Below are 24,844 nucleotides of genomic sequence, written 5' to 3' on the forward strand. Positions count from 1 at the left end.
TCACCACCTCGTTGTCAGCTCCAGGCCATTATCTGGTAAAATATTGTATTTTTTAAGGATTTGCCGGATATCCTGCGTTACATACACTCGCACTATTTGAACGAGGTTACTTGCCATCAATTGATAAGCAGGGTGTTCTTTCAGGTAATCTTCCATAGAGTAGATCTCTTCTCTTGAAGGGTCGTATAGAAAAACGTTGCTTTTTATGAACTCATTAGGATGTATTAAGGAAAGTTTGTATGGCGTATCGATTTTGAAAAATTCGTTGAAATTCTCCAATATTTCTGACAGAATCTGCCTGTCTTCTTCCGGTATTTCCGCAGATTTTTCGAGTTCCTCTAATCTTAGTTTTATTTTCTCAAGAGTGTTATTGGCTACTGCTTTGCTCATCACTGAAGGGTCCGCTCCAGAAGCGGTAAAACTTGTTTCAGTTAAAAGTTTCCACAGATTCCGCGACTCGAATCTTCTCAGCAATCTGTACGCTTTTATTAAAAGACGCTCTACATAATTGACTTCTGTCTTTTCTTCAAGGAGATCTTCTTCCTCTACATCATATTTTTCCAGGAGTTTACGGAATTCATTTTTGATCAAAGCGAATATAGACTGGTCTGTTAGTTCGAGAAATTCCTCAAGGTTATTAACTTTTTCGGCGAGCCTGAGGGGTTCGTAAATACAGGAAAGTATTTCCTGTATCATAAGGTCAGCTGCCCTCGATGTTTTATGAAAATAAACATTTTTATACATCATAAATCTTCCAAACAAACTTGTATAAATTTGATCGAGTATTTTCACGTGGTAGCAAAGGATGGATTTGGAATCTTTCTCTTTTATGAAAGAATTCCTTATGATTCTATCGAGAGCTCCCACTCCAAAATGCCTCGTCCCGCTGTAATAAGAATCCCTTAAGAGAAAATCAAATCTATCTGCCCCAAGTGGGCCCTGAACAATATTGAATTCAACACTCCCGGATTCTTCTCCCTTGAAAATTTTGTTCACTAATTCCATCAATTTTCGAAAAACTTCTAAAGATATCTCTTCTGTTTGCATTGTTTCGCGCAAATCTTCAGCAATGGCTTTTCTCATTCTGTTGTCCGAGATTCTCCTGTAAGAATCCATCATTTCATTTGGCATTAACTCTAATAATATTCTTTCCCTGAATTGATCGTGGCCATCGTTAAATCCCATTCTCCTGTAAACTATGTCATCGAATTGATGACTGAATGGACCATGACCTATATCGTGCAATAAACCAGCAAGTCTTATAATTCTTCTCTTAGCGGGTTCTTCAAATAACTTTGATGCATACAAACCGCAAATATGCATAACACCAAGTGAGTGTGCAAATCTGTTATGAGTTGCTCCGGGATAAACCAGTTCGGCTCCAACAAGCTGAGATAAATAGCGAAGTCTTTGAACAGGCCTTGTGTCAATTGCCAGAATCTCCAGGGGGTACAGAAAAATTTCTGAATGTATAGGATCACGCGAAACCTTATAGTACAAGTTCGTCACTCCTTTTAATCCTCACAGTACATTATACTCCAAGCAATTGAATTCGACTACATTTTTTCGTAGTATAATTATTGAGTCTAATATTTCAGGAGGAAAAATGTTTGCAATCGTAAGATACAAAAAATACGGGTTGATAAGATTTCTTTCAGCGATAGAAACTTCAAATGCGATCGAAAGAAACTTGCGGCGCTCTGGATTGCCTTTGATTATGACAGAGGGGTTTCATCAGAAGGTAAAAGTGTCATATCTGGACCCTGTGCCAACAGGTGTGATCAATTTAGCGCTGTATGTGAGGATTGCATTTAAAAATAAAGTAGAAGCCCTCAACAAATTGAAGAGAACATCTCTTTGTGGTCTTTATCCAGTCAAATTATGGTGGACAGAAATGAATATGAACAGGCTTGTTACTTCCTATGAGTTTAGACTGATCATTCCAAAAAGCAGTGTGGATATTTCCAAATATGATGAAGAAAAACCACTGGAAGTGCCTGAAAAAAGAAAATATGGCCTTATGAAAGATTTTTTTCATCAGGTGTCTTTTGACTTTAAAGGTGATTTTGCTGTGATAAAATATTTACAACCAAAGGATAAAATGGTTCACGCCAAATATTTGTACGAATCTATTTTAAACAGAAGAGATGGTTTTCTGCTGATTGAATGCACAGAGGCTTTTTGTAATGAAAGACCATTATCTGAGATTCTGGAGGAATCTTCATGGGATACAGAGTGTTAGTTGTGGATGATTCTGAGGTTTTAAGAAAAATAGTTAGTTTCAATTTAATCAAAGAAGGTTATTCCGTGCAGGAGGCAAAAGACGGCAGAGAAGCGCTTGAAAAATTGAGACAGGAAAAACCAGATCTGGTAATACTTGATATTATGATGCCGTATATAGATGGTTTTGAAGTCCTCAGAACAATGAGAAAAGATGAGAATTTGAAAGAAATCCCGGTAATAATGTTGACGGCAAAAGGTGGCGAAAGTGATCCAAAAACGGCTCTTGAACTTGGCGCAAATAGCTTTTTGACAAAACCGTTCAGCCCTTTGAAATTGCTCGAGGAAGTTAGAAGGGTGATTCAGCGTGGAAAGTGACCTTAAGGAAATTTATGAACGTATTTCAAAAGCCGTTGAGCTCCCCCCTTACAAAGGATTTGCGAGTTTGAAAGATATAGCGAACGCTATGGATAAAATTTTAATTGAGCTCAACGAACGCCGTAAAGATTGTACAAAGCTTTTGGAAGAACACATAGAGGAACTATCGAAAACATACCAGGAAATAGCCACTCTTTTTGAACTCAATAATTTGCTTGCCAACGTAATGGATCCGGAAGAAAAATTGGATGCCCTTGTAGAACTCTTAAAGCAAACTATTCCATTTTTTGCTATTTCAATTGAGCTGGATGTTATGGACAAACATACGAATTATGAGCAGTTGTTTGATTTTGATAGAGATTTGTTCGAAAGGTCTATTAGACTGATCGAGCAAGATGATCAGGTTTTGCTAATAGAACCATCTCAGAATAATTTAGTGCGGAATCTTTTATCTGTTCCTGTAAAAAGTAGTGATATTGTATGGGGGAGGATTACCCTGGTTGAAAGATCTCCGGATTTTTTTACAGCAGCAGACAGAAAAATTCTCGAAGCTACTGCTCAGTTATTGGCTTCAATATGTGAAAGATATGTCAGACTTAAAAGAGAAGTTGAAAGGCAGAGGCTCAAAGAGCAGCTTGAGATAGCAAGGCAAATTCAAAAAAAGCTTTTTCCTTCGAGGTTGCCATCTTTGAGTTACGTAGAAATCAGTGCCGATAGCATACCAGCAATACAGGTTGGAGGAGATTATTATGATATCCTTGTAAAGGACGACAAAGTTTTCGTGACAGTTGCTGACGTATCGGGGAAAGGTATACCAGCAGCATTGATGATGACTTCTTTGAGAAGTGCTCTAAGGACTTTGTACAGGACAATTGATGATATTTCTAAGCTCGCTATTGAGTTGAATAATGCGCTGTGTGATGATCTTGAGGAAGATCGGTTTGTGACAATGATATTGCTTTGCTTACATTCGAACGGCGTTCTTCAACTTGTCAATGCCGGGCATAATCCTGTATTATTATTATCCGGATCTGATTTGAAATCGATTCGGGCTCAAGATATGCCGCTTGGGATAATAAAGGATATAACGTATAAAATGTTTGAAGCAAAGATGAAACCTGGCGATCTTCTTGTTGCGTATACGGATGGTGTTACTGAAGCAAGAGATAAGAACGGAAATGAATATGGATTCGAAAGATTATATAACCAGATTCTAATGACCAGAGAGAAAACAGCAGTTGAAATTATCGAAAGGATAAAAGCAGACGTTGATGATTTTTCGTACGGTACTCAGAGACATGACGATACAACTATAACGGTGATAAAATATCTTGGAGAGAATCTAACTTAGGAGGGAAGAAAATGTCAGGTCACAACAAGTGGGCGAATATAAAACATCGAAAAATGGCCCAGGACGCGAAAAAATCGCAATTATTCACTAAACTTATTCGTGAATTGATCGTTGCCGCTCGCGAAGGCGGAGGAGACCCGGAAACGAATTCAAGGTTACGAACAGCAATTGAAAAGGCCAAAGAAGCTAATATGCCAAGAGAAAATATCGAAAAGGCAATCAAGCGTGGAACAGGAGAGCTTGAAGGTGTAGAATACCAGGAAATTATCTATGAAGCTTATGGTCCAGGTGGAGTAGCTCTGTACATACGCGCTCTTACAGACAACAAAAATCGAACCGCTCAAGAACTTCGGCATGTATTGAGCAGGCACGGAGGAAGCCTCGCAGACCTTGGAGCGGTGGGGTGGATTTTTGAGAGAAAAGGCATAATAAGTGTTCCGCGCGATCAGGTTGCCAATGTAGAGGAACTTGTCATGATGGCAATAGACGCAGGCGCAGAGGACATAGACGATCAGGACGACCCAGTTAGAATCACAACTTCGCCGGATAATCTCATGAGCGTGAAAGAAGAACTTGAAAAAAATGGGTATAAGGCTGAAGCGGGTATATCTTACGTTCCCAAAAATACTGTTCAGGTCACAGGCAAGGATGCTGAAAAAATTCTGGCATTGCTTAATGCACTTGAAGATATGGATGATGTTCAAGATGTTTATTCGAATTTCGAAATGGACGACGCAGAAATGGAGGCTATACTTTCTCAGATGAATCAATGAAAAGAATCTGGCTGGTATTTCTACTGATACCACTGAGCTGTTTTGCTGCCACGGTAAATCTCGATTTTGCGCCTGGTAGTGCTCGGTGGTTTGGCTTTACGCTATTGCCACATATTGAGTTCTGGAAAGTCCAGGCCGATCTGGCTTTTACCGGTGGTGTTGTCAGTGATTCTAAAGAACCGGTGTTGTTTCCTTTGCTTAAGCCTTTCGATAGCCTTAAATATCTTTCGCTTGATTTTGATACGTCTGGGATCAAATTTTCAATGCCGGATATGAGCTGGCTTCGTTACAGCAACGTAGATTACGAGCCTTATACGACAAGCCTGTGGGCATTTAATGGGGCAATTGGAGGAGTTGTACAGGAAGATTATTCGATATTTTTCAGGTCAAGTTATTTTTCCATATCGTTGAGTAACAATGGAAGTTATCATCTTGGTGTGCCATTAAAGTTTTATAACTTTGAGCTCGAACCTTTTGTTTCCAACTATGGTTATGGTTTAGAAATCGTTTATCAGAACGCTTTAATTTTCGTTATACCAAATGTAGGCATGAGATTCGCTCTGGCATTAAACAGAATGTACTTTTTTCTACAATACATGGGATTTGAAACAAAAATAGGTTTTGGATGGTTTAACAAAGATGAATGGATCATTGCGACAAATGAATCAATTGATTTTAGAAAAAAAATACTGGATATTTACCTGATTGCGAAATTTGAGAAGGAGAGATGGTATGCAGGACTTTCTTTCCCAGTTTTCTGGTGAGCTACCCCTGGAAGATTTTCAATGGTTCGTTAGAGAAGTCAACAGATATTTTGGACTCGACCTGTCTGGTTATAAACCTCACAGGGTAAAACGGAGAATAGAAATATTGATAAGAAAATATAAACTCAACTCGTTTCAGGAATACTTAAGGTTTTTGCTTGCAAATGAGCAAGCGAAAGAGGAATTTCTTGACAAATTGACTATAAACGTCACTGAATTTTTCAGAAATCCAGAAAAATGGTGGGAGCTCAGAGATAGGCACCTACCAGGGCTCTTAAATGCTTCGAGAGGGCATTTCAAAGCCTGGAGTGCTGGTTGTGCAAGCGGTGAGGAGCCGTATTCTCTTGCTATTTTACTGGAAGAATTAAGAGCTCCGTTATCTGCCTCGATCCTGGCAACTGATCTTGATGAAAGAGCCCTGGAGGAAGCAAGATCAGGTATTTATGAAGCAAGATCAATGGTTAGTACACCAAAATCATATCTCGACAAATATTTTGATCTTTTAGATGGGACTTACAAAATAAAAGAAAACGCCAAGAAAAGGGTTCTGTTCAGAAAACATAATATGCTCCAGGATCCTTTTCCTGAATCCGTAGACCTTATAATTTGCCGAAATGTAGTTATATATTTTGAACCAGAAGCAAAAGATAAGCTCTACAGAAATTTTGCGAAATCTCTTAAGCTCGGTGGAATTTTGTTTGTTGGAAGCACCGAGCGTATTTTCAATTATGCCGAACTTAATTTGAAAGTAATAAGCCCTTTTTTCTACCAAAGGGTGAAGTGATATGTTCTGGGTAACCTTTGTGATACTAATGGATCAGCTTTCAAAAATGATAGTTGAGAAATATCTTGTTCAGCCGTTTTTTGCTATTCCGGGGATTTTGTGGTTTACATATACTCGTAATACAGGTATAGCTTTTGGAATGTTTTCAAGATCTCCCTGGGTTCTCTGGATAACATTTGCAGTCACATTCCTTCTTGCGGCTTTGCCAATTTTTATTAGATGTTCTCTGCTTACCAGAGTAGGTTTACAAATGGTGGTTGGTGGTGCTATAGGTAACATGATTGATAGATTTCGATTTGGTTATGTTGTGGATTTTATAAGCGTGAGATATTTTCCGGCAATATTCAATATTGCAGATTCATTCATAACTATTGGAGGTATATTGATTTTACTGAGCCTTTTGAGGGGAGAGAGAAGTTTTGCAGATGACGGTCGAGAAAAGCGAAGTGAACCTAAGACTTGATCTCTTCCTCCTCCAGAGGATACCAAAAGCGATTTCCAGAAGTTTTGTGCAAAGGGCCATAAAAGAGGGAAAAGTGACTGTAAATGATGTCATCCGCAAGCCGAACTATCGGGTAAAATTCGGTGATGTGGTAAAAATTTCCATACCGAGTAACGCCCAGAGCATCTCAATAGAACCCGAACCAATACAGATTGTTGTTATTTACGAAGATGAAGATATTATAGTTGTAAACAAGCCTGCTGGTATGATTGTTCATCCTATACCTTCACACAATTCCGGTACATTGGTTAATGCTCTTTTATATCATTGCAAGGATTTGAAAGGTATTGGTGGTGAGTTGAGACCGGGAATTGTTCACAGATTAGACAAAGATACATCGGGAGTTATGGTTGTAGCCAAAAATGATTTTGCGCATCATAATTTGTCGAATCAATTTAAAGACAGGAAAGTTTTCAAAATGTATCTTGCGCTGGTAAGCGGAAAGGTGGAGCATTTGGAAGGAGATATACAAATTTCCATTGCCCGTCATCCAGTTTTGCGCACAAAAATGGCTGCCAGTGAAATCGGGAGAATCGCTGTTACACATTATAAAGTTATCAAATATTTTGAACATGCGACTTTGCTCATGGCATTTCCAAAAACTGGTCGGACACATCAAATAAGAGTACATATGAAATGTATAAATCACCCCATATTAGGGGACAAATTGTATGGAAAAGGTTCAGGCGCTTCAAGGCAAATGCTCCACGCAACCAAACTTGGTTTCTACCATCCAAGAACACATGAGTGGATTGAATTTATCGCGCCTCTTCCAGAAGATTTTAAAGAGACTATTCGGTTAATTTCATCCGGAGTGTGAAAGCCGTGATCGCTTGTATAGTGTCACCCTACTCTTTTGAAGGATCTATTCTGAGACTTGAAGAGGTTGTCAATGCAGCAAAATCATTTGGCTTGAAATCGCTCATGCTTGCTGATCAAAATTTTCATGCCTGTGTACACTTCAATAAAATTTGTCGTAGTAATGGAATTATCCCCGTTCATGCCCTGAGAATTGATGAAAAAATCTTTTACGCGCAGGACCGCGACCAGTATGAAGAATTGATTAAAGCATATAACGAATCATCTCAGCCCAAAACGCCATGGGTAAATATTGATTCAGTCAAATTGATCTATTACCTCAGAGAATCAGATTATGAAGCACACGCTTTTTTATGCCAGTTATTATCCGTTCAACCAAAAAAAGGCGCTTATTTTGAAAATAATCTTACAGATGTCGCAGACGCGTTGAATTGCAAGCCTTATGACCTGAAAGTGCAGATGAGTTTTCCAAAACCCGAAAAAGGATGGCTGAGAAATTTTTCAAAAAAAGTACCACCGGGCTATCAGCCCAGATTCGAATCCGAAGTTGAGATAATAGAAAAAATGAATCTCGAGTCGTATTTTTATACCGTTAAAAAGATAGTGGATACTGCCAGGTCCATGAATATTTGCGTTGGTCCTGGAAGAGGAAGTGCTGTTGGATCGTTGGTTGCATTCATTCTTGGTATAACCCAAATCGACCCTGTTAAACATGATTTGCTTTTTGAACGATTTTTGAACGAGTACAGACAGGAACCTCCAGATATTGATATAGATGTTGAGGATAGAAAAAGATCTATGCTCATAGAACAGTTAATACGCGTGTTTCCCTTTTGTGCTCAAATTTCCAGTTTTTCTACACTGTCTTTAAAATCCATAAATGCTGAGGCCAGGAGGTTGAATTTGACTATCAAAGATGAACATATCAAATTACTGAACAAACTTCCGTACCGAAGAAGCGTGCATGCTGCCGGCCTAATCATAGCAAATGAAGTTTTGAACCTCCCCATGGTGAGAGATTCCAATTTTCGCATACTTGAGTACGACATGGATTCCTTACAGGGAATAGGCGTTACAAAGATAGATTTGCTTGGTTTGACAACTCTAACAATGATTTCTAATATGAAAAAAACTCTGAAAATAGATTCTGTGCCTGTAGATGATTTTTCAACCTATGAAATGATATCTTCTGGAAAAACAACAGGGATCTTTCAGCTTGAATCATTGCCAGTTCGATCGCTTTGCAGACAAGTAAGGCCTCAAGAGTTTAACGAACTCTCGGTATTACTTGCAATCAACAGGCCAGGCCCACTAATTGCAAGGCTAAATCGAATATATGCTGAAAGAAAAAGAGGATGCAATAGAGAATACCACGAAGATCTTTTTCCTGAAACATTTGGAGTAGTGATATATCAGGAACAGATAATGAAACTTGCAATGAGCATGGCAGATATGTCTCCTGCTGAATCAGATTTATTTAGGAAGGCCATGTCCCATAAAGATAGATTGATAATGAAAGCAGCTGTAGAAAAACTAAGAAATAAAATGATTGACAAAGGATACAGTAAATCCTTTGTGAATGAGCTTGCAAACATTCTTATCCAGTTTTCCTCTTACGCTTTCAATAAATCCCACAGTGTAGCGTATGCTATGTTGAGCTATCAACTCGCTTATATAAAGAACCATTTTCCAAAAGTTTTCTTTCAACATTATATAAAAGAACATTCAAATGATCCTTCGAAGGTTTTCGCCGCTGTTCAAGAATTGAGAACCACAGGTTTTGAGGTTATTCAACCATCTGTTAATCCTGTTGATTTGAAAGAAGACCAATTTCAGTTACCCATGGAAGCAATTGCTGGTGTGGGATCATCGGTCGTACAGCTTTGCCAGAACAGAGCACCTTTTGAGGATATACAGGATTTTGCTAAAAAGACTTCTTTACCACTTTCTACAATTCAGAGGTTAGCTCACGCTGGCGCCTTTGATTGCATTTATCACACGCGTGAAAATTCTATAAAGGCGTTTAACAGTTTTCAAAAGGGTTTTGACCCATCGTTGTTAGAAATTTCCACTGTTTTTGGTAAACGAGAAAGCAGGTTTGATACTAATATGACGCACATAGATATCTTAAAGCTTGAAGAGCAGGTATATGGTTTTCCGCTAACGCCATTCAAAACGTATCTATCAAGAAAATTTGCACCTCTCAGTGATGTCTATTCTTATGCCAGAACACTACCTGTTTCTGTAAATATTGAGAAAGGATATGCGTGTGATAGCCTTTCTGTCATTCGGATTAGAGAAAATCTTCAAGATGGAGAGTATCTAATTATATTGCGAGCTAATGGATCAATTGAGGCTCATTATGATTTGTCGCAGGTAAAATCGATAGTTTATGAATTTTATGGTTGTTTTGACGAGAAAGATTTTGAACAGGCTTCTGAATATGAAGATACCCAGGTGGTGTTGCTTGGAAAAAAGGTGTTGATTAATTCTACGCGTCCAAGACTTGAGAGTTATAAAATCAGGGTAATTTCCGCTTAAAGGCATCATGCCGTTATTTTTTCACAATATGTGGGCTATCTCAATAGAATTTTGGTAGAATCTTTTTGTTAAAAACAGCATGGGAGGAGATAAAGTGCATTTGATACTTGATTGTGACCCGGGTCACGATGATGCATTTGCGTTGTTGATTGCCGGAGCGTCAAAGGAGCTTGGTTTGACTGGAGTAACGACGGTAGCTGGAAATTCTTATTTGCATAACACAAGTAGAAACGCGAGAACCATCCTCGATTTGTTTGACATAGATTTGCCAGTTTTTGCAGGGCGTGAAAAACCTCTGTTAAGAAATATAGTGATTGCTCCAGATATTCATGGTCAATCTGGCCTGGAAGGAGCAAATCTCCCAGCAATGAAACGGCCTATAGAAAAAACAAATGCAGTTCAATTCATGGCTGAGACTATAGAAAAGTACGATGATGTGACTCTTGTTGCTACTGGCCCTTTGACAAATGTTGCTCTTCTTATCTTGATGCATCCTCATTTGATTCACAAGTTAAATTCTATTGTTCTAATGGGTGGAGGTATATCATTTGGAAATGTTACGCCAGTTTCGGAATTCAATATTTTTGCGGATGCGGAAGCGGCAAAGATTGTTTTTGAATCTGGCGTACCTATTGTGATGGTTCCCTTAGATCTCACTCATCAGGTAATAGTTACTGATGAAGAGATTTTTCGTATAAGATCACTTGGCCAGAAATTCGAAATTCTTTCAGATTTGTTGATTTTTTTCAAATCAGCTTACAAAAAGGTTTTTGGAATAGAAGGTGTACCCTTACACGATCCATGTACTGTGATGTACCTTCTTAGCCCCGAAATCTTTGAGTCAAAGGAATATCACGTTGATATAGAGACAAAAGGTGAACTTACATATGGGCAAACGGTAGTTGATCTGTGGAATACATCGGGAAAAAAGGCCAACGCCAGGGTTCTGCTGAGCGTAAAAAGAGAAAGATTTTTTCAAATATTCTTCGAAAAAATTAGCCTTTTGAAAGGGGTGTAAGTCATGGTAGATCCAAGGTATCACATAAGAGTTAAACCTGACGATGTGGGAAAATATGTGATTGTTGTTGGTGACAGGGGAAGAGTAGAGCGCGTGGCTAAATATCTTCAAGAAGCAACAAAGGTTGGGGATAACCGGGAATATCTCACTTACACAGGTTACCTTAAAGGTGAAAAGGTCAGCGTTATGTCTACAGGGATGGGTTCGCCAGCCATGGCTATAGGCATTGAAGAGCTTGCCACCACAAATGCAAGAGTAGTAATTCGCGTTGGAACAACCGGGGCATTGCAAAAAGGTTTAAATCTTGGCGACAGTCTGATAGTTACTGCATCAGTCAGGATGGATGGTACAACTAACCAGTATATAATTCCCGAATATCCTGCAGTAGCTGATTTTTCTGTTGTGAATGCTCTGATAGGGGCCGCAAAACGCGTGGAAAATCCTTATCACGTTGGAATAGTTTTATCAACAGATTCTTATTATGGAAAAGCTTTTGATGAAGAAAAGCATGGTCATCTGGAGAAACAGTTGATCAAAGCCGGTGTTTTAGGAGTAGAAATGGAGATAGGAGCACTTTATGTGATTGGATCGTTGAAAAAACTCAAAACTGGTGCGATATTAACTGTTCGCGAAGAATTGACAGATGAAGGGTATATCCAGGCTGGGGAAAAATTTGAACAGGGTCTGGAAAAATCTATAATGATAGCCTTGAAAGCCATAGAAATTCTCATCGAAAGAGGTGCATGAGATGAGAAAAATTTTGGTTTTTCTGCTTGCTATGATTGTGATTTTTTCTATAGCGGAACCACTTAAAGTCGCCTTGCTTTTGAACGGAAGACTTGGTGACAAGTCTTTTCTCGATTCAGCGGGCAGGGGCCTCGAGATGGCTGTTGAGGAACTGGGGATTCAGGGAAAGGTTATTGAGGCAAATTACAATCCGGCGAACTGGAGACCGTATCTGGAAGATATATCTGATCAGGATTACGATGTGATAATAGTTGGTACGTGGCAAATGCAAGAGATACTTGAAGAAGTAGCTCCCATGCATCCTGAAAAAAAGTATTTTATATTTGATGCTTCTGTAGATTACAACAAAAGCAAACTTGATAACGTGTATTCGATGATCTACAAACAAAACGAAGGGTCTTTCCTGGCTGGTGCACTGGCAGCATTGATTACCACATCTGGAATTCCAAAAACCAATCCGGAACCAGTTATAGGTTTTTTAGGTGGAGTGGATATACCTGTTATCAATGATTTCCTTGTAGGTTATATTGAAGGAGCAAAATATGTAAATCCAGAAATAAAAGTACTTATTTCTTATGTTGGCAGTTTCAACGATCCAGCCAAGGGAAAAGAGATCAGTTTGGCTATGTACCGTCATGGCGCAGATATTATATTCAACGTTGCTGCAAACACGGGGATTGGTTTGCTTGAAGCAGCAAAAGAGGTCGATCGGTGGGTTATAGGAGTTGACTCTGATCAGGCTTTGATGTATGAATCTACGGATCCAGAAATTTCAAATCATATTGTCACTTCTATGATGAAAAATGTCGATAATTCCATTTTCAGAGGGTTGAAGTTACATTTACAAGGAAAATTAGGCTATGGTCAGGTTGAGTCACTTGGTATAGCTGAGGGGGGTGTCGGAATAGCTGACAACAAATATTACAGGCAAATTGTTCCGGAACATCTCAGAAGCGAGATAGCACAGATAGAAAAGAAAATCATCTCTGGTGAAATAAAGGTTGGTACCGTTTTTGAAATGTCTCAGGAAGAATTAAATCAGTTAAGGGCAAGTGTGAAACCATGAGAAATTTTTGCATGACTTAAAATGATGTATGCACTTGAAGCAATAAACATTACGAAGGTTTATCCAAATGGCATTGTAGCCAATAAAAATGTGTCTATATCCGTTGAGATTGGAAAAATACACGCAATTGTTGGCGAAAATGGTGCCGGGAAAACCACATTGATGAGGATTTTTTTTGGAATGGAAAGACCAACCAGCGGTGAAATCAAAGTTTTTGGGAAAAAAGTAAACCTGAACTCACCAAAAGATGCCATTGCGTTAAATATTGGCATGGTTCATCAACATTTTATGCTTGTTCCATCCTTTACAGTTATTGAAAATATAATACTTGGCATTGAACCCAGGAAGGGTTTATTTACTGTCGATTTTGAAAAAGCCAGACGAATAGTCACAAAATATATGGAAAAACTTAATTTTCAGGTCCCTCTTGAGGAAAAAGTGATGGATTTGCCCGTGGGAGTAAAGCAAAGAGTGGAAATACTCAAAGCTCTTATCCGAAATGCGAAAATATTGATTCTTGATGAACCTTCATCAGTTCTGACATCTCAGGAAACGAAAGAGTTGTTTGATGTTTTAAAAAATTTAGCACGATTCGGGATAACGGTGATTTTTATAACGCACAAACTGAATGAAGTGAAGCAAATAGCAGATAAGATAACGATAATGCGTGATGGCCGGGTTGTTGGAACTTATGATAATAATGAACTGAGTGAATCGGACATTGTCAAGTTAATGATAGGAAAGAAATTTGAGCATAGTATTAAAAAGGTAAAGAGATGTCCTGGAAAGATTTTGCTGGAAGTCAGGAATCTTAATTATTTTCGTGAAGACGGTGTGCAGATTCTAAAAAATATAAGCTTTTCACTGAGAGCCGGTGAGATTCTTGGCATCGCCGGGCTTGAGGGCAACGGGCAGAAAGAACTTGTTGAAATACTCACAGGGTTGAGAGAAAATGCGACTGGTGAGATATATGTGGATGGGATAAATACATTGAACGCTTATCCCTGGCAGATCAGAAAAATGAAGGTTGCCTATATTCCTGAAGACAGAATTGAAATAGGTTGCGCACCTGATCTTTCAATAGCAGAAAATCTCGTATCAAATAGATGCGGTTCTAACCTGTTTTTTCGTACTTTTCTTTACAGAAAAAAGCAGGCCTATCAGTTCTCTCAAAAGATCATGCGGGAATTCTCAATAAAGGCAGAAAGTCCACGAACTGCTATGAAAATGCTTTCGGGTGGTAACATTCAAAAGGTAATTCTTGCCAGGGAAATGACAGTTGATGCCAGAATAATAATAGCCAGTCAACCAACTCATGGGATAGATGTTGCTTCCAGCGAGCTTATTAGAAAAAAACTTTTGCAAATGAGAAACGATGGTAAAGCTGTTCTTTTAATTTCAACAGATCTTCAGGAAATTTTACAGATTTCAGATAGGATACTCGTCTTTTATAGAGGAGAGATCACTGCCCATTTTCAAAATGAGAATCTAACAGAAGCGGAAATTGGTTATTATATGCTTGGCATCAGGAGAGAAAAAACACCTTTAGAGGGATCATCATGAAAAAAAAGCTCACAGTGATAGAAACTTTGAGAGTTATTTTAACAGTTGTACTTGCATTTGCAATAGGGTATATTTTTTTAACCCTGGCTACTGATAATCCAGAAGAAGCTTTCAGGTGGTTTCTCACAGGGTCATTCTCTTCTCAAAGAAGATTTGTTGAAGTTCTCAATAACTCCGTACCATTAATGTTAACTGGTCTGGCGATATCGATTGTCTTTCAAACAAAAATTTTCAATATAGGCGCAGAAGGACAGTTTTTTTTCGGGGCTTTTGGAGCAATGGTTGCTGCACTGAGTTTTCCGAAAATACCATTTTTTCACGTGGTTTTTACTTTAATAACTTCATCAATTTTTGGGGCGATGTGGGCTTTTGTACCAGCAGCTATCAAAAGTAAATGGAGAGCAAGTGAGCTTGTTTCATCGTTGATGATGAATTATATTTCTTATTATCTTGTAATTTATCTTGTAAACAATTACTTCAGAGATAGATCAGTGGGGGCACTTGTGTCTTACAAATTTCCTGAGACTGCCTGGCTTGCTGTGCTGAGCAGATACAGACTCAATTCGGGATTTTTAATAGCCATCGCGATATGTGTGCTAACAGGATTGATGATTTTCAACACAAGATATGGTTATGAAATCAGGGTTGTAGGTGCCAACAAGAAATTCAGTTTCTACAGTGGAATAAAAACTACGAATGTGATATTCTGGGTGCAGATCTTTTCAGGGGCGCTATCAGGATTAGCCGGAGGAATAGAGATATCGGCTATGTACAGAAGATTCGTCTGGCAATCTTTGCCTGGTTATGGGTTTGATGGCATAATTGTAGCAATACTTGCTCGAAACAATCCTTTCCTGGTAATACCTGCTGCACTTTTTATTGCTTATATGAGAATAGGAGCCAGCGTCATGGGAAGAATGACTGGTGTGGCACCTGAAATTGTTGTGGTACTTCAGGGAATAATGATACTTTTAATCACGGCAGAGGCGTTGCTTTTTAGCTTCAAACGGAAAATTATCGAAAAAGAGTCGATAAAAGATGAGAGATTTTCTTAATTCGTCTTTTTATTACAGTATTCTCAGAGTATCCACCCCCATTATATTATCAACAATGAGCGCCTTGCTCAGTTCAATAACAGGCACAATAAACATTGGCATTGAAGGTATGATGCTAATGTCTGCATTCTGGAGTGCAATTATTGCCTCTATCAGCCAGAATCCCTGGATGGGGCTCATATTCGGCGTTACTTCGGCTACTGCGCTTGCTATGTTACTTGCGTACTTTCACCTGAAATTAGGGGTAGATCTCATAATAGGTGGAGTTGCATTAAATCTTTTTTCATCAGGTTTTACTGTTTTCTTACTGGATGCAATAACTGGAGATAAAGGTTCATCTGCCTCAATGAAAAGTTTTCCTCTCCCACGTATTGAGATTTCTTTTATCAAAGATATACCATTTATCGGAAATATCCTGAGTAATCACAACATTTTGACCTATGTTGCTATTTTTTCGGTGTTTGTGGTAGATTACTTTATTCGCAAAACCCCTGCAGGTATGAGAATGAGATCTGTAGGTGAAAATCCCGACGCCGCCGTGTCTGTGGGAATATCTGTAAAGAAGATGAAGTTCATTTCTCTCACATTGAGTGGTTTTTTTGCTGGTCTGGGCGGTGCCTTTCTCTCGATGGGCTACGTATCGTGGTTTGTACGCGATATGACTTCGGGTAGAGGTTTCATTGCACTTGCTGCACAGGCACTCGGCGGCAATTCAGCTTTCTTAGGCGCATTAGGAGCTCTATTGTTTGGCACAGCAGAAACAACGGGAATTAGCCTTCAATCACTGAGAATCCCTTCTGAAATAGCCAACATATTGCCATTTGCTCTAACGCTGGTAATTCTGATTATTTACGCTCAAATAAAAGTTAAATCACATTCAAGAGTTCAGCAATAGTGATCATCTCGATAACCATCCTCCATCCACAGCAAGCACAGTACCGGTTACATAATCAGCGGCTGAGCTTGCTAAGAAAACAACTGCGCCTTTCAAATCATCGGGCTTTCCCCATCTACCCATGGGTATTCTGGATAAAATCTCCATCGATCTATTTCTATCGTTTCTCAACGCCGCTGTATTATCCGTTTCCATATAACCTGGTGCAATTGCATTAACAGTGATACCGTATCTTGCCAGTTCATTTGCAAAAATACGGGTAAGCCCAACTATGCCATGTTTCGATACTGTGTAGGCAGTAGTAAAAATCCCTCCCTGAAAAGACAACATCGAAGCGACATTAATTATCCTGGCCTTTATACCATTCTCGATGGCATATCTGGAAAAGTACTGTGAGAGTAAAAATGCCGCTTTTAAATTAATGTTCAAAACTTTATCCCAGTCTTCAACGCTGTACTCTGTTACAGGGGCCCTTTTTATTACACCGGCATTATTTACAAGAATATCAACTCTCCCGAATTTTTTGACAGCACTTTCAACAATTGAGCCTATCTTTTCGAATTGGCTTAGATCCATTCCTATGGCAAAATATCTTCTTCCGATTTTTTCGATAGCCATTTTTGTTTCAGATTGCTCAGCTTCTGACCTACTAACCCCAACAATATCAGCGCCCGCTTCAGCAAGAGCAATTGCCATAGCCTGACCAAGACCACGAGAAGCGCCGGTGACAATGGCAACTTTTCCTTCAAGAGAAAATAATTTTAGAACATCCATCAAGATCACCTCACTGTTATATCAAGCAAATTCATCAACTCATTTAATTCATTTTCGTCAAGTTCTCTATAATTTCCCGTACTCATATTTCCCAGATTGATGTTCCCGATTCTGATTCTTTTTATCTTTCTGTAAGTTAATCCCATAATTTTTATCATTTTCTTGACCTGGTGATATTTGCCTTCTGTGATAGTAAGGGTCATTATATTAGACGACAATAATTTGATTTTTGCAGGTTTGAATCTATTTTGTGCCAGAACGATACCATTTTCTACAATTTGAATTTTCTCTGCTGTAAGATTTCCTTCAAACCATATCATATACTCCTTCTCCACATGAAATTTTGGGCTTATCAGCCTGTGAGTGAACAAGCCGTCGTTTGTTAAAATCAACAGCCCTTCCACATCTCTATCCAGCCTGCCCGCAACATGCATTTGGTCAATAAACGGATGATCTATCAGATCAAAAACAGATGGCTGGGCGTTAGTCTTATCGCTAACAAAACCAGCTGGTTTGTTGAAAATTAAATATATTTTTCTATAAGGAACGACAGTTTTTCCCATGTATTCAACGATATCTGTTTCGTTTATGTGAAAAGATATATTTTTTACAATTTCTCCATTAACCGATATTTCTCCTTTTTTTATAATTTTTCTGACCTCACTTCGAGTTCCTATTTTTGCATTTGCGAGAAATCTGTCCAGCCTCATTATTTTTCACCAGCCTTTGAACAATAAGTGGTTCTGAGAATAAAGTAAAACAAACTCCGAAACCAATGCCAAGTGATAGCAGAAGGGATATATTTCTGAAAAGGGCAAGTTTTGAAAAGCTCATAACTGTAAAACCTGCTATCAAGCCAAGAGCATTGGTAAGTATGGGCATACCAACGTTGGAAATTGTTTTCGAGATGTCTCTTGTCATTCTCATATCGTGAGCCAAGTGAATTGAGTAATCTACTACAAGACCTACCAGAATACTGGCTACAATAGACGTTGCGATATCGAGTTTTAGGTTAAAAAGCACGATGAAATCAAAATTGAAAAGAGCTGTTAAAGCTACAGGGATAGCAATAACTATAGAGAGCCAGAATTTTCTAAAAGCTATTATAATCATCAAGAATATCAAGATCAAAGACGTAATTAGACTCTGTAACTGGCTTTGCAAGATCTGAGAATTTATTTGATCAACAACAAAAGCCGCACTTGCCACGGTGAATTTATATTCTCTGTAATCACTTAATATTTTTTCAAGTTGCTGTTTAAGTTTCCCGGCATGTGTGTATGCATCATTTGTTATATTTACAACTAACCTGACTGTTTGTGCATTTGAAACAAAATATCCAACAGCCGGTTGTAAACGGGAAAGCATTGCTAATGTTGGCACAGGATATGACTGGGGAAATTGAACTGCCGAGACCCCTTCAAGGTCACTTATTTTCTCGATAATTTGTTTAATAATTTGTCCGTCTTTGACTGTGAAAATTGAATTTTTCTCCATCATTATGAAAACAGGTTCGCGATAGGAAAATTCTCTTTCGAGTATCTTCATGGCTTTGCCGATTTCGCTATTTTTCGAAAAGTACGAAACCTGATCCATTCCTATCTCAATTTTTCCAAGGCTAAATGGTGTAATAATCACTGCAATTATTATTGCAACAATGAGAGTTTTTCCAATTAAGCTTCCTTTTATAGTCACAGAAATCGCTTGAGGATTTCTCTTGTTTTCACTGTACAGTAATTCGTATCCAGATGTAAAAAGTATCAGAAACACCAGTGCAAGTCCAGATGAAACCATCAACCCCAGCTGTCTGAAAGCCGATATTTTAACAAAGAGGAAAGACAGGAACCCTATTGCGGTGGTAATCATTGAGAAAAATATGGGCTTAAACATTTTTTTTCTAACGTTCTTTCCAAATCTAAGTATACCATTGTAAAAATGGAGCCCATAAGCAGAACCTATTACCAGAACAAAGCTGATTGTCATGACTGTCATTACATTCAATTCAGAACCGATCAACGCCACGCATGAATAAACAACAATTGTTGCAAGTAGTGGAACAAGCAGAGAAACGAAACTCGCTTTTATTGAGCGTGTCTGAAGATAAAAAACTATCAATATAGCAAGAAACATCATCGCCGGATACAGGACCATCTGTTTTATTATTTCTTTGAAAAGTTGATCGTTTATAACAGTTTGACCAAACAATATTGGAGACAGCTGAGGATATTCCTTCAGCAAAGCCTCTATTTTTCTCAGTGCAGGTTTCTGATCATCAAGAGGCTTTAGAATGCAGTTTAAAAGCAGGTATTTGCCGTCACTGGAAATGAAAGATTTTGCTTCTTCATCACCAACTATCTCCCTTTTCAAGCTGGAACCATCAAAATATGGAGTTTTAAAGACGTAATTTGTCACGCTCAGGACAGTTTTGATGTCCTCTATTTTTAAAAGTTTTTCCTGAAGTTTTAAAACATCTTGAAGGGATTCTCTGTCAAAAAATGTTTTCTCAGAATAGAGAATGAGTATGATCTGTGTTCCATCAGAAAATTTTTCTGATACATCCAGCAAAGCTTTAACATCCTGATTATCTATCTTTTCAATGGGCTCTCCTGGCCTGTATCCCGGAAGGAAAACCATGTAATCAGCATTTATTTTGATTCTAAAAAAAGCATAGACAGCGCAAAGTATGGATAAAATCAAGAAGATAATGGTAAACCTGTATCTTTTCATATCTCTTCCTCCCATTTTTTCACACTGAGTAGATTATATAGTTAAAATTTTTAACTGTCAATATCTTTAATATTAGTAAACCTCACATATATTGACCTGATATTTCAATTAGGGTTCGAGGTAATTCAGCCGGGGCAAATATGATATCATCAGAAGTGAAAAGATTCACCTGAGGTGGAGGAATTGCCCAACACCGAGGGGAATCTCCCCCTCGTTGTTGGAGGGGTTTTTCTTTTAAGGAGTGATTGTATGGATTTATCTGCCGGATTTAGAAGATATGTGGCCATAGCTGGTAGAAGAAATGTGGGAAAGTCTTCTTTCCTGAATGCGATTATTGGTCAAAATGTGTCTATAGTGAGTGATATAGCCGGGACCACAACTGACCCGGTTTACAAAACCATTGAACTCAATCCCGTTGGCCCTGTTACTTTTATAGATACCCCGGGATTCGATGACACTGGTGAACTTGGTAGATTGAGAATTGAAAGGGCAAGAAAAGTTCTCTATCGAGCTGATTGTGGAATCCTCCTTGTTGATAGCTTACCGACGCGTTACGAAGATGATATCGTTTCTCTGTTCAGGGAAATGGAGATACCATTTTTAATAGTTGTCAATAAAGAGGATTTATTGAAGGAGAAAGTTGACGAGTTGCTCGGGGTTTATCAACAAAGATATGGTGTCAAGACAATCTCAGTTTCCTCCAAATTAATTAAAGGTTTTGAACTCATTGGAAGAAAAATCAATGAAATATTACCCGATGATGATGAAGTGCCGTTTCTTTCTGATCTTATTGAAGGAGGAGATCTGGTTGTTGTAGTTGTTCCGATAGATCTTGGCGCTCCGAAAGGAAGGCTCATAATGCCTCAAGTTCATGCTATACGGGAAATAATTGATAGAGAAGCTGTAGCCCTTGTTGTAAAAGAAAGAGAATTGAGGTACACGCTGGAGCAAATTCATATGAAGCCAAAACTTGTTATAACTGATTCTCAGGTTGTTATGAAAGTAGTTTCTGATATAGATGACGATGTTGAGCTCACCACTTTTTCGATTCTTGAATCGCGCCACAGAGGCGATCTGGCTTATTTTATTGATAGCGTAAAAACAATAGAGCATCTTCAAGATAATGATACCGTTTTAATAATGGAAGGTTGTACGCACAGGCCACTTACGGAAGATATTGGCAGAATTAAAATTCCAAGATGGCTTGTTAATCATACTGGAGTTAAACTTAATTTTAAGGTAATCTCAGGTAGAGATTTTCCCGACCTGAATGAAATTGAAGATACTAAACTCATAATCCACTGTGGAGGGTGTGTACTTAACAGATCTGCCATGATGAGAAGGATTCGTATGGCAAAGAGACTTGCCAAACCTATGACAAATTATGGAGTTGTAATTTCATATCTCCATGGTGTGCTGGAAAGAGCAGTCAGGATTTTTCGAAGAGGTGCTTTAATATGAGAAAAGAGAAGGATTATCTGGGTGAGATTGAAGTAGAAGATGATGTTTATTATGGAATTCATACTAAAAGGGCTCTTATCAATTTTCCAGCTACTAGCGAAAAGCTGGATGATACCTTTATCTGGGCATATTTTACAATAAAAAAAGCTTGTGCTTTGTTAAATGCAGAACTTGGATACTTGGATGAAAAAATTTCTGTGGCTATAACCCGGGCATGTGATGAATGGCAGTTTCTAAAAGATCACATTGTAATTGACCCACTTTGTGGCGGAGCTGGTACATCTGTGAATATGAATGTAAACGAGGTGATTGCGAACAGAGCTTCCGAAATACTCGGTCGAAGAAAAGGAGAATACATAGTTGATCCTATCCTTCATGTAAATTTGCACCAATCTACAAATGACACTTTCCCGACGGCAGGCAAAATAGCTGTGATTGTAAAGTTAAGAGAATTGATCAATGAAGTTATAAACCTCCAGGATAAGATTCAGCAGAAAGAAAAAGAATTTTACTCAATAAAGAAACCTGGAAGAACTCAGTTGATGGATGGTCCCCCCATAATGCTCGGTCAGGAATTTGGTTCTTTTGCGGATGCACTTGCAAGAGACAGGTGGCGTTTATACAAAGTTGAAGAAAGAATAAGAACTGTTAATATAGGTGGTACCGCTATTGGCACAGGGATAGGTGCTCCAAAAGAGTATATATTAAAAATCGTAGACAAAATACGGCAGCTCTGTGGTGTGAAAATATCAAAGGCGGAAAATCTCATAGATTCTACACAGAACTGGGATGTTTTCTCTGAAGTTCATGGCCTTCTGAAATCTCTTGCTGTAAACCTTTACAAAATATCCAATGATATTAGACTTCTCGCAAGTGGTCCAAAAACAGCTATTGGAGAAATTATTCTTCCACAAATTCAGGCAGGTAGTTCTATCATGCCCGGTAAGATCAATCCGGTTGTTTGTGAATATGTAATGCAACTTTGCCATGTTGTTTTTGCAAATGACGTTTTAATAGCTCACGCTTGCTCACTTGGTAATCTGGAACTCAATCAATTTGCTCCATTGATTGTCCATTATACGCTCAAATCACTGGACTTTTTGAAGAATTCCTGTATAGCTTTGTCGGCGTATATACCTTTCATAAAAGCTGATGAAAGAAAGTGCAGTGAAAATCTCGAAAGATCAACAGCGCTTCTTACACCACTGATAAATATTTTCGGGTATAAGGAGGTTTCTGAGGCAATAAAAATAGCTAACTGGGACCTTTACCGAGCAATTGAGATCCTCTCAGAAAAAAGGCATATAGATCCACAGGAAATTATTCAAAATCTTAACATAGATAAAATGGCAGGGCTTGGTTATCACTGAAAGTCTTGCCCTGCCAGAATGAGTAATTTTATTTCAGATATTTGTTGAACCACTCAGTTATCTCTTTTAATCTTCTCACTCTGTGTTTGGGTTTTCCACCACGGCTTAACTCATGATTTTCACCTTTGAAAATAACTAATTTTGTGTCAACATTGTTGTACCTCAGGGATGTGAACATTTGGATAGCTTCAACGAGCCAGCATCTGTAATCTTCATCCGAATGAATAAACAGTGTTGGTGTTTTTGCTCTGTCTGCATATTTCATGGGAGAATGCCACCACAGTTTCTCTTGATTGCTCCATGGCGTCGCAAGGTGCTGATCCTCCACAAAAAAGTACCCTATATCTGTTGTGCCAAATTTTGATATCCAATTTGCAATGCTTCTTTGAGAAACAGCCGCTCTGAATCTATCTGTATGTCCAATAATCCAGTTCGTCATGAATCCTCCATAAGACCCACCTGTTACTCCCATTCTATTTTCGTCAATAAACTGATATCTTTTCAACGCTGCATCAACAAAATCCATAAGATCTTCGTAATCAACAGTACCATATTTTCCCCTTATATCTGCAAACTCGTTTCCTCTTCCATCGCTTCCTCTCGGATTTGTGAATAGGACAACATATCCTTCGCTCGCCCAAAATTGCATTTCGTGGAAAAAAACTTCTCCGTAGACTGTTTTTGGTCCTCCATGTATATCGACGATGGCGGGATATTTTTTTGCACCATCAAAGTCAACAGGCTTGATTATCCAACCTTCCAAGGTTGTACCATCTCTCGATTGAAAAGTAAATCTTTCTGGCTTAGAGAGATTGCGTTCTTTTACAAGCCATTCATTGAAAAATGTTATCTGTTGCTCTTTATTTTCCTTTACTGTGTAAAGTTCCTGCAATTTCATATTGCGCATGCCAACAAAAATAATCTTATCTTCATACACATCGAAGCCATCTACTGAACCATCTTCCAGAGTGAGTTGATCGATATTTCCGTTTTCATCAATTTTGTAGAGATGGGAGCTGTGCCAGTCTGTGCTTATAAAATACAGATGATCACCATCGATTTTCGCAATGCGATTTGCACCATAACGGCAGTCAGAATTTACACTGTTTCTGAGGCTTCGGTCAAAATTTGGAGTAATAACTCTTGTGGTTCTGGTTTGAGGATCCAGGATGTAAAACCTTGGATTTTCATTTATTCCATATTTTCTCATATCTTTACCTGCAAAAATTATCTTATTTTTCAGGAAATAGGCTATTTCGTAATCAAAACGATCTTCGTGTGTTAGCTTCGTGAGTTTTTCATCTTCAAAGGTATAAAGATGCAAATCAGATTTTATTTCCATCTTTTTCTCAAAGCGGTTTGATATAAACAGAAGTTTTTTTCTATCTGGATTTATTGAAAAATGCTCGACATTAGTATACTCATCAGTTATAGGCAAAATTGTGCTGGAATTTTCATCATAGATATACAGTCTGGTTCTCTTTTTGTTTGTGAAACCGCTCCCGTTCGACCAGAAAGGAATTTCGTCAACAACCTCGTAATCTTTTTCTTCTTTTGCTTTTCTTAACCATTCCTGTTTTTCTGCTTCGTTCATTTTTGAAAGATCAGGTATTTCTGGATCGTACATAGCCGTAAACACAAACTTTTTTTGACCGATATACTCAATCTTTCTGACCATTAGAGGAATTTCAAAAGCTCTTTGGGCTTCTCCACCATTAATATTTATTTTGTAAAAAACAGTCAGTTGTTCTCCATTATCTTTTCGTTTCCTGTCTTTTTCGTTTCTTAAGGAAGCAAACAACAGTGTTTCCTTATCTAACCATGTAAAAATTCTCTCATCTCCAAAAAATGTCACTTGCAGTAGTTGCGGATATTCTGTTTTGTAAAGCCAGATCTTCGAATTGTATTTGTTTTCATCCTGGTCCATTTCATGAACGGCAAACGCCAAATGCTTTCCATCTGGAGAAAAAGACAAATCTGATATAAATCTGTACTTTAAGAAATCATCGATTTTGAGTTTTTGCATGAAACCCCTC

22 protein-coding genes are annotated in these 24,844 nt (G+C 38.3%); 17 read left to right on the top strand and 5 right to left on the bottom strand.

From position 1 onward, the window contains the following. On the bottom strand, positions 1-1,500 hold the full coding sequence (locus TEL01S_RS05080; protein ID WP_028843213.1) for an HD domain-containing protein: 1,500 nt from the start codon (positions 1,498-1,500) through the stop codon (positions 1-3). A 106-nt stretch (positions 1,501-1,606) separates the two neighbouring features. Between TEL01S_RS05080 and TEL01S_RS05085 the strand changes: the two genes are divergently transcribed. The 15 genes from TEL01S_RS05085 to TEL01S_RS05155 all read left to right on the top strand — a co-directional run bounded on the left by TEL01S_RS05085 (position 1,607) and on the right by TEL01S_RS05155 (position 16,476). Further along, positions 1,607-2,242 carry a DUF2344 domain-containing protein gene (locus TEL01S_RS05085; RefSeq protein WP_028843212.1) on the top strand — a complete coding sequence of 212 codons (636 nt, stop codon included), beginning with the start codon at positions 1,607-1,609 and terminating at the stop codon, positions 2,240-2,242. Then, the gene (locus TEL01S_RS05090; protein WP_012003056.1) at positions 2,224-2,598 is read left to right on the top strand and encodes a response regulator transcription factor; all 375 of its coding nucleotides are present in this window, start codon (positions 2,224-2,226) and stop codon (positions 2,596-2,598) included. The genes TEL01S_RS05085 and TEL01S_RS05090 overlap by 19 nt, the downstream gene beginning before the upstream one ends. Further along, positions 2,588-3,949, top strand: a complete 1,362-nt coding sequence (locus tag TEL01S_RS05095; protein ID WP_028843211.1) for a PP2C family protein-serine/threonine phosphatase — start codon at positions 2,588-2,590, stop codon at positions 3,947-3,949. The genes TEL01S_RS05090 and TEL01S_RS05095 overlap by 11 nt, the downstream gene beginning before the upstream one ends. An 11-nt stretch (positions 3,950-3,960) precedes the next feature. Then, positions 3,961-4,722 (top strand): YebC/PmpR family DNA-binding transcriptional regulator, encoded by a 762-nt coding sequence (locus tag TEL01S_RS05100; protein ID WP_012003058.1) that lies wholly within the window; start codon positions 3,961-3,963, stop codon positions 4,720-4,722. Then, on the top strand, positions 4,719-5,486 hold the full coding sequence (locus TEL01S_RS05105; protein WP_028843210.1) for a hypothetical protein: 768 nt from the start codon (positions 4,719-4,721) through the stop codon (positions 5,484-5,486). Before TEL01S_RS05100 ends, TEL01S_RS05105 begins: the two co-directional genes overlap by 4 nt. Beyond that, positions 5,455-6,270: a CheR family methyltransferase gene (locus TEL01S_RS05110; RefSeq protein ID WP_012003060.1), complete on the top strand. Its 816-nt coding sequence runs from the start codon at positions 5,455-5,457 to the stop codon at positions 6,268-6,270. The genes TEL01S_RS05105 and TEL01S_RS05110 overlap by 32 nt, the downstream gene beginning before the upstream one ends. Position 6,271: 1 nt before the next feature. Then, on the top strand, positions 6,272-6,733 hold the full coding sequence (gene lspA / locus TEL01S_RS05115) for a signal peptidase II (protein ID WP_012003061.1): 462 nt from the start codon (positions 6,272-6,274) through the stop codon (positions 6,731-6,733). Further along, positions 6,696-7,592 carry an RluA family pseudouridine synthase gene (locus TEL01S_RS05120; RefSeq protein ID WP_028843208.1) on the top strand — a complete coding sequence of 299 codons (897 nt, stop codon included), beginning with the start codon at positions 6,696-6,698 and terminating at the stop codon, positions 7,590-7,592. Before lspA ends, TEL01S_RS05120 begins: the two co-directional genes overlap by 38 nt. Positions 7,593-7,597: 5 nt before the next feature. Continuing rightward, positions 7,598-10,132, top strand: coding sequence for a helix-hairpin-helix domain-containing protein (locus TEL01S_RS05125; RefSeq protein WP_012003063.1), 2,535 nt, complete (start codon positions 7,598-7,600; stop codon positions 10,130-10,132). Between the two features lie 94 nt (positions 10,133-10,226). Continuing rightward, positions 10,227-11,150: a nucleoside hydrolase gene (locus tag TEL01S_RS05130; RefSeq protein WP_012003064.1), complete on the top strand. Its 924-nt coding sequence runs from the start codon at positions 10,227-10,229 to the stop codon at positions 11,148-11,150. 3 nt (positions 11,151-11,153) lie between these two features. Further along, positions 11,154-11,897 carry a nucleoside phosphorylase gene (locus tag TEL01S_RS05135; protein WP_012003065.1) on the top strand — a complete coding sequence of 248 codons (744 nt, stop codon included), beginning with the start codon at positions 11,154-11,156 and terminating at the stop codon, positions 11,895-11,897. 1 nt (position 11,898) lies between these two features. After that, positions 11,899-12,963 carry a BMP family ABC transporter substrate-binding protein gene (locus tag TEL01S_RS05140; RefSeq protein WP_012003066.1) on the top strand — a complete coding sequence of 355 codons (1,065 nt, stop codon included), beginning with the start codon at positions 11,899-11,901 and terminating at the stop codon, positions 12,961-12,963. A gap of 21 nt (positions 12,964-12,984) precedes the next feature. Next, positions 12,985-14,526, top strand: coding sequence for an ABC transporter ATP-binding protein (locus TEL01S_RS05145; protein ID WP_038051153.1), 1,542 nt, complete (start codon positions 12,985-12,987; stop codon positions 14,524-14,526). Then, a complete protein-coding gene (locus TEL01S_RS05150) occupies positions 14,523-15,581 on the top strand; it encodes an ABC transporter permease (protein WP_012003068.1) in 1,059 nt (352 codons plus the stop codon). Before TEL01S_RS05145 ends, TEL01S_RS05150 begins: the two co-directional genes overlap by 4 nt. Continuing rightward, complete coding sequence (locus TEL01S_RS05155) at positions 15,565-16,476, top strand: ABC transporter permease (protein WP_012003069.1); 912 nt, start codon at positions 15,565-15,567, stop codon at positions 16,474-16,476. Before TEL01S_RS05150 ends, TEL01S_RS05155 begins: the two co-directional genes overlap by 17 nt. Positions 16,477-16,479: 3 nt before the next feature. Here TEL01S_RS05155 and kduD read toward each other — a convergent pair whose 3' ends face one another. From kduD to TEL01S_RS05170, 3 genes are read right to left on the bottom strand one after another with little or no spacing between them, the layout of a single operon-like run. Further along, a complete protein-coding gene (gene kduD, locus TEL01S_RS05160; protein ID WP_012003070.1) occupies positions 16,480-17,250 on the bottom strand; it encodes a 2-dehydro-3-deoxy-D-gluconate 5-dehydrogenase KduD in 771 nt (256 codons plus the stop codon). A gap of 5 nt (positions 17,251-17,255) precedes the next feature. Continuing rightward, the gene (locus TEL01S_RS05165; RefSeq protein WP_012003071.1) at positions 17,256-17,960 is read right to left on the bottom strand and encodes a pseudouridine synthase; all 705 of its coding nucleotides are present in this window, start codon (positions 17,958-17,960) and stop codon (positions 17,256-17,258) included. Then, positions 17,911-19,977 carry an efflux RND transporter permease subunit gene (locus TEL01S_RS05170; RefSeq protein WP_012003072.1) on the bottom strand — a complete coding sequence of 689 codons (2,067 nt, stop codon included), beginning with the start codon at positions 19,975-19,977 and terminating at the stop codon, positions 17,911-17,913. Before TEL01S_RS05170 ends, TEL01S_RS05165 begins: the two co-directional genes overlap by 50 nt. A gap of 249 nt (positions 19,978-20,226) precedes the next feature. Between TEL01S_RS05170 and hydF the strand changes: the two genes are divergently transcribed. Both hydF and TEL01S_RS05180 read left to right on the top strand, forming a co-directional pair. After that, complete coding sequence (hydF, locus tag TEL01S_RS05175; protein ID WP_012003073.1) at positions 20,227-21,438, top strand: [FeFe] hydrogenase H-cluster maturation GTPase HydF; 1,212 nt, start codon at positions 20,227-20,229, stop codon at positions 21,436-21,438. Next, a complete protein-coding gene (locus TEL01S_RS05180) occupies positions 21,435-22,808 on the top strand; it encodes an aspartate ammonia-lyase (RefSeq protein WP_012003074.1) in 1,374 nt (457 codons plus the stop codon). Before hydF ends, TEL01S_RS05180 begins: the two co-directional genes overlap by 4 nt. 28 nt (positions 22,809-22,836) lie before the next feature. Here TEL01S_RS05180 and TEL01S_RS05185 read toward each other — a convergent pair whose 3' ends face one another. Then, positions 22,837-24,834 (bottom strand): S9 family peptidase, encoded by a 1,998-nt coding sequence (locus TEL01S_RS05185; protein ID WP_012003075.1) that lies wholly within the window; start codon positions 24,832-24,834, stop codon positions 22,837-22,839. Positions 24,835-24,844 lie beyond the last annotated feature (10 nt).

It is taken from the genome of Pseudothermotoga elfii DSM 9442 = NBRC 107921 (genome assembly GCF_000504085.1).
GTDB lineage: Bacteria > Thermotogota > Thermotogae > Thermotogales > DSM-5069 > Pseudothermotoga_B > Pseudothermotoga_B elfii.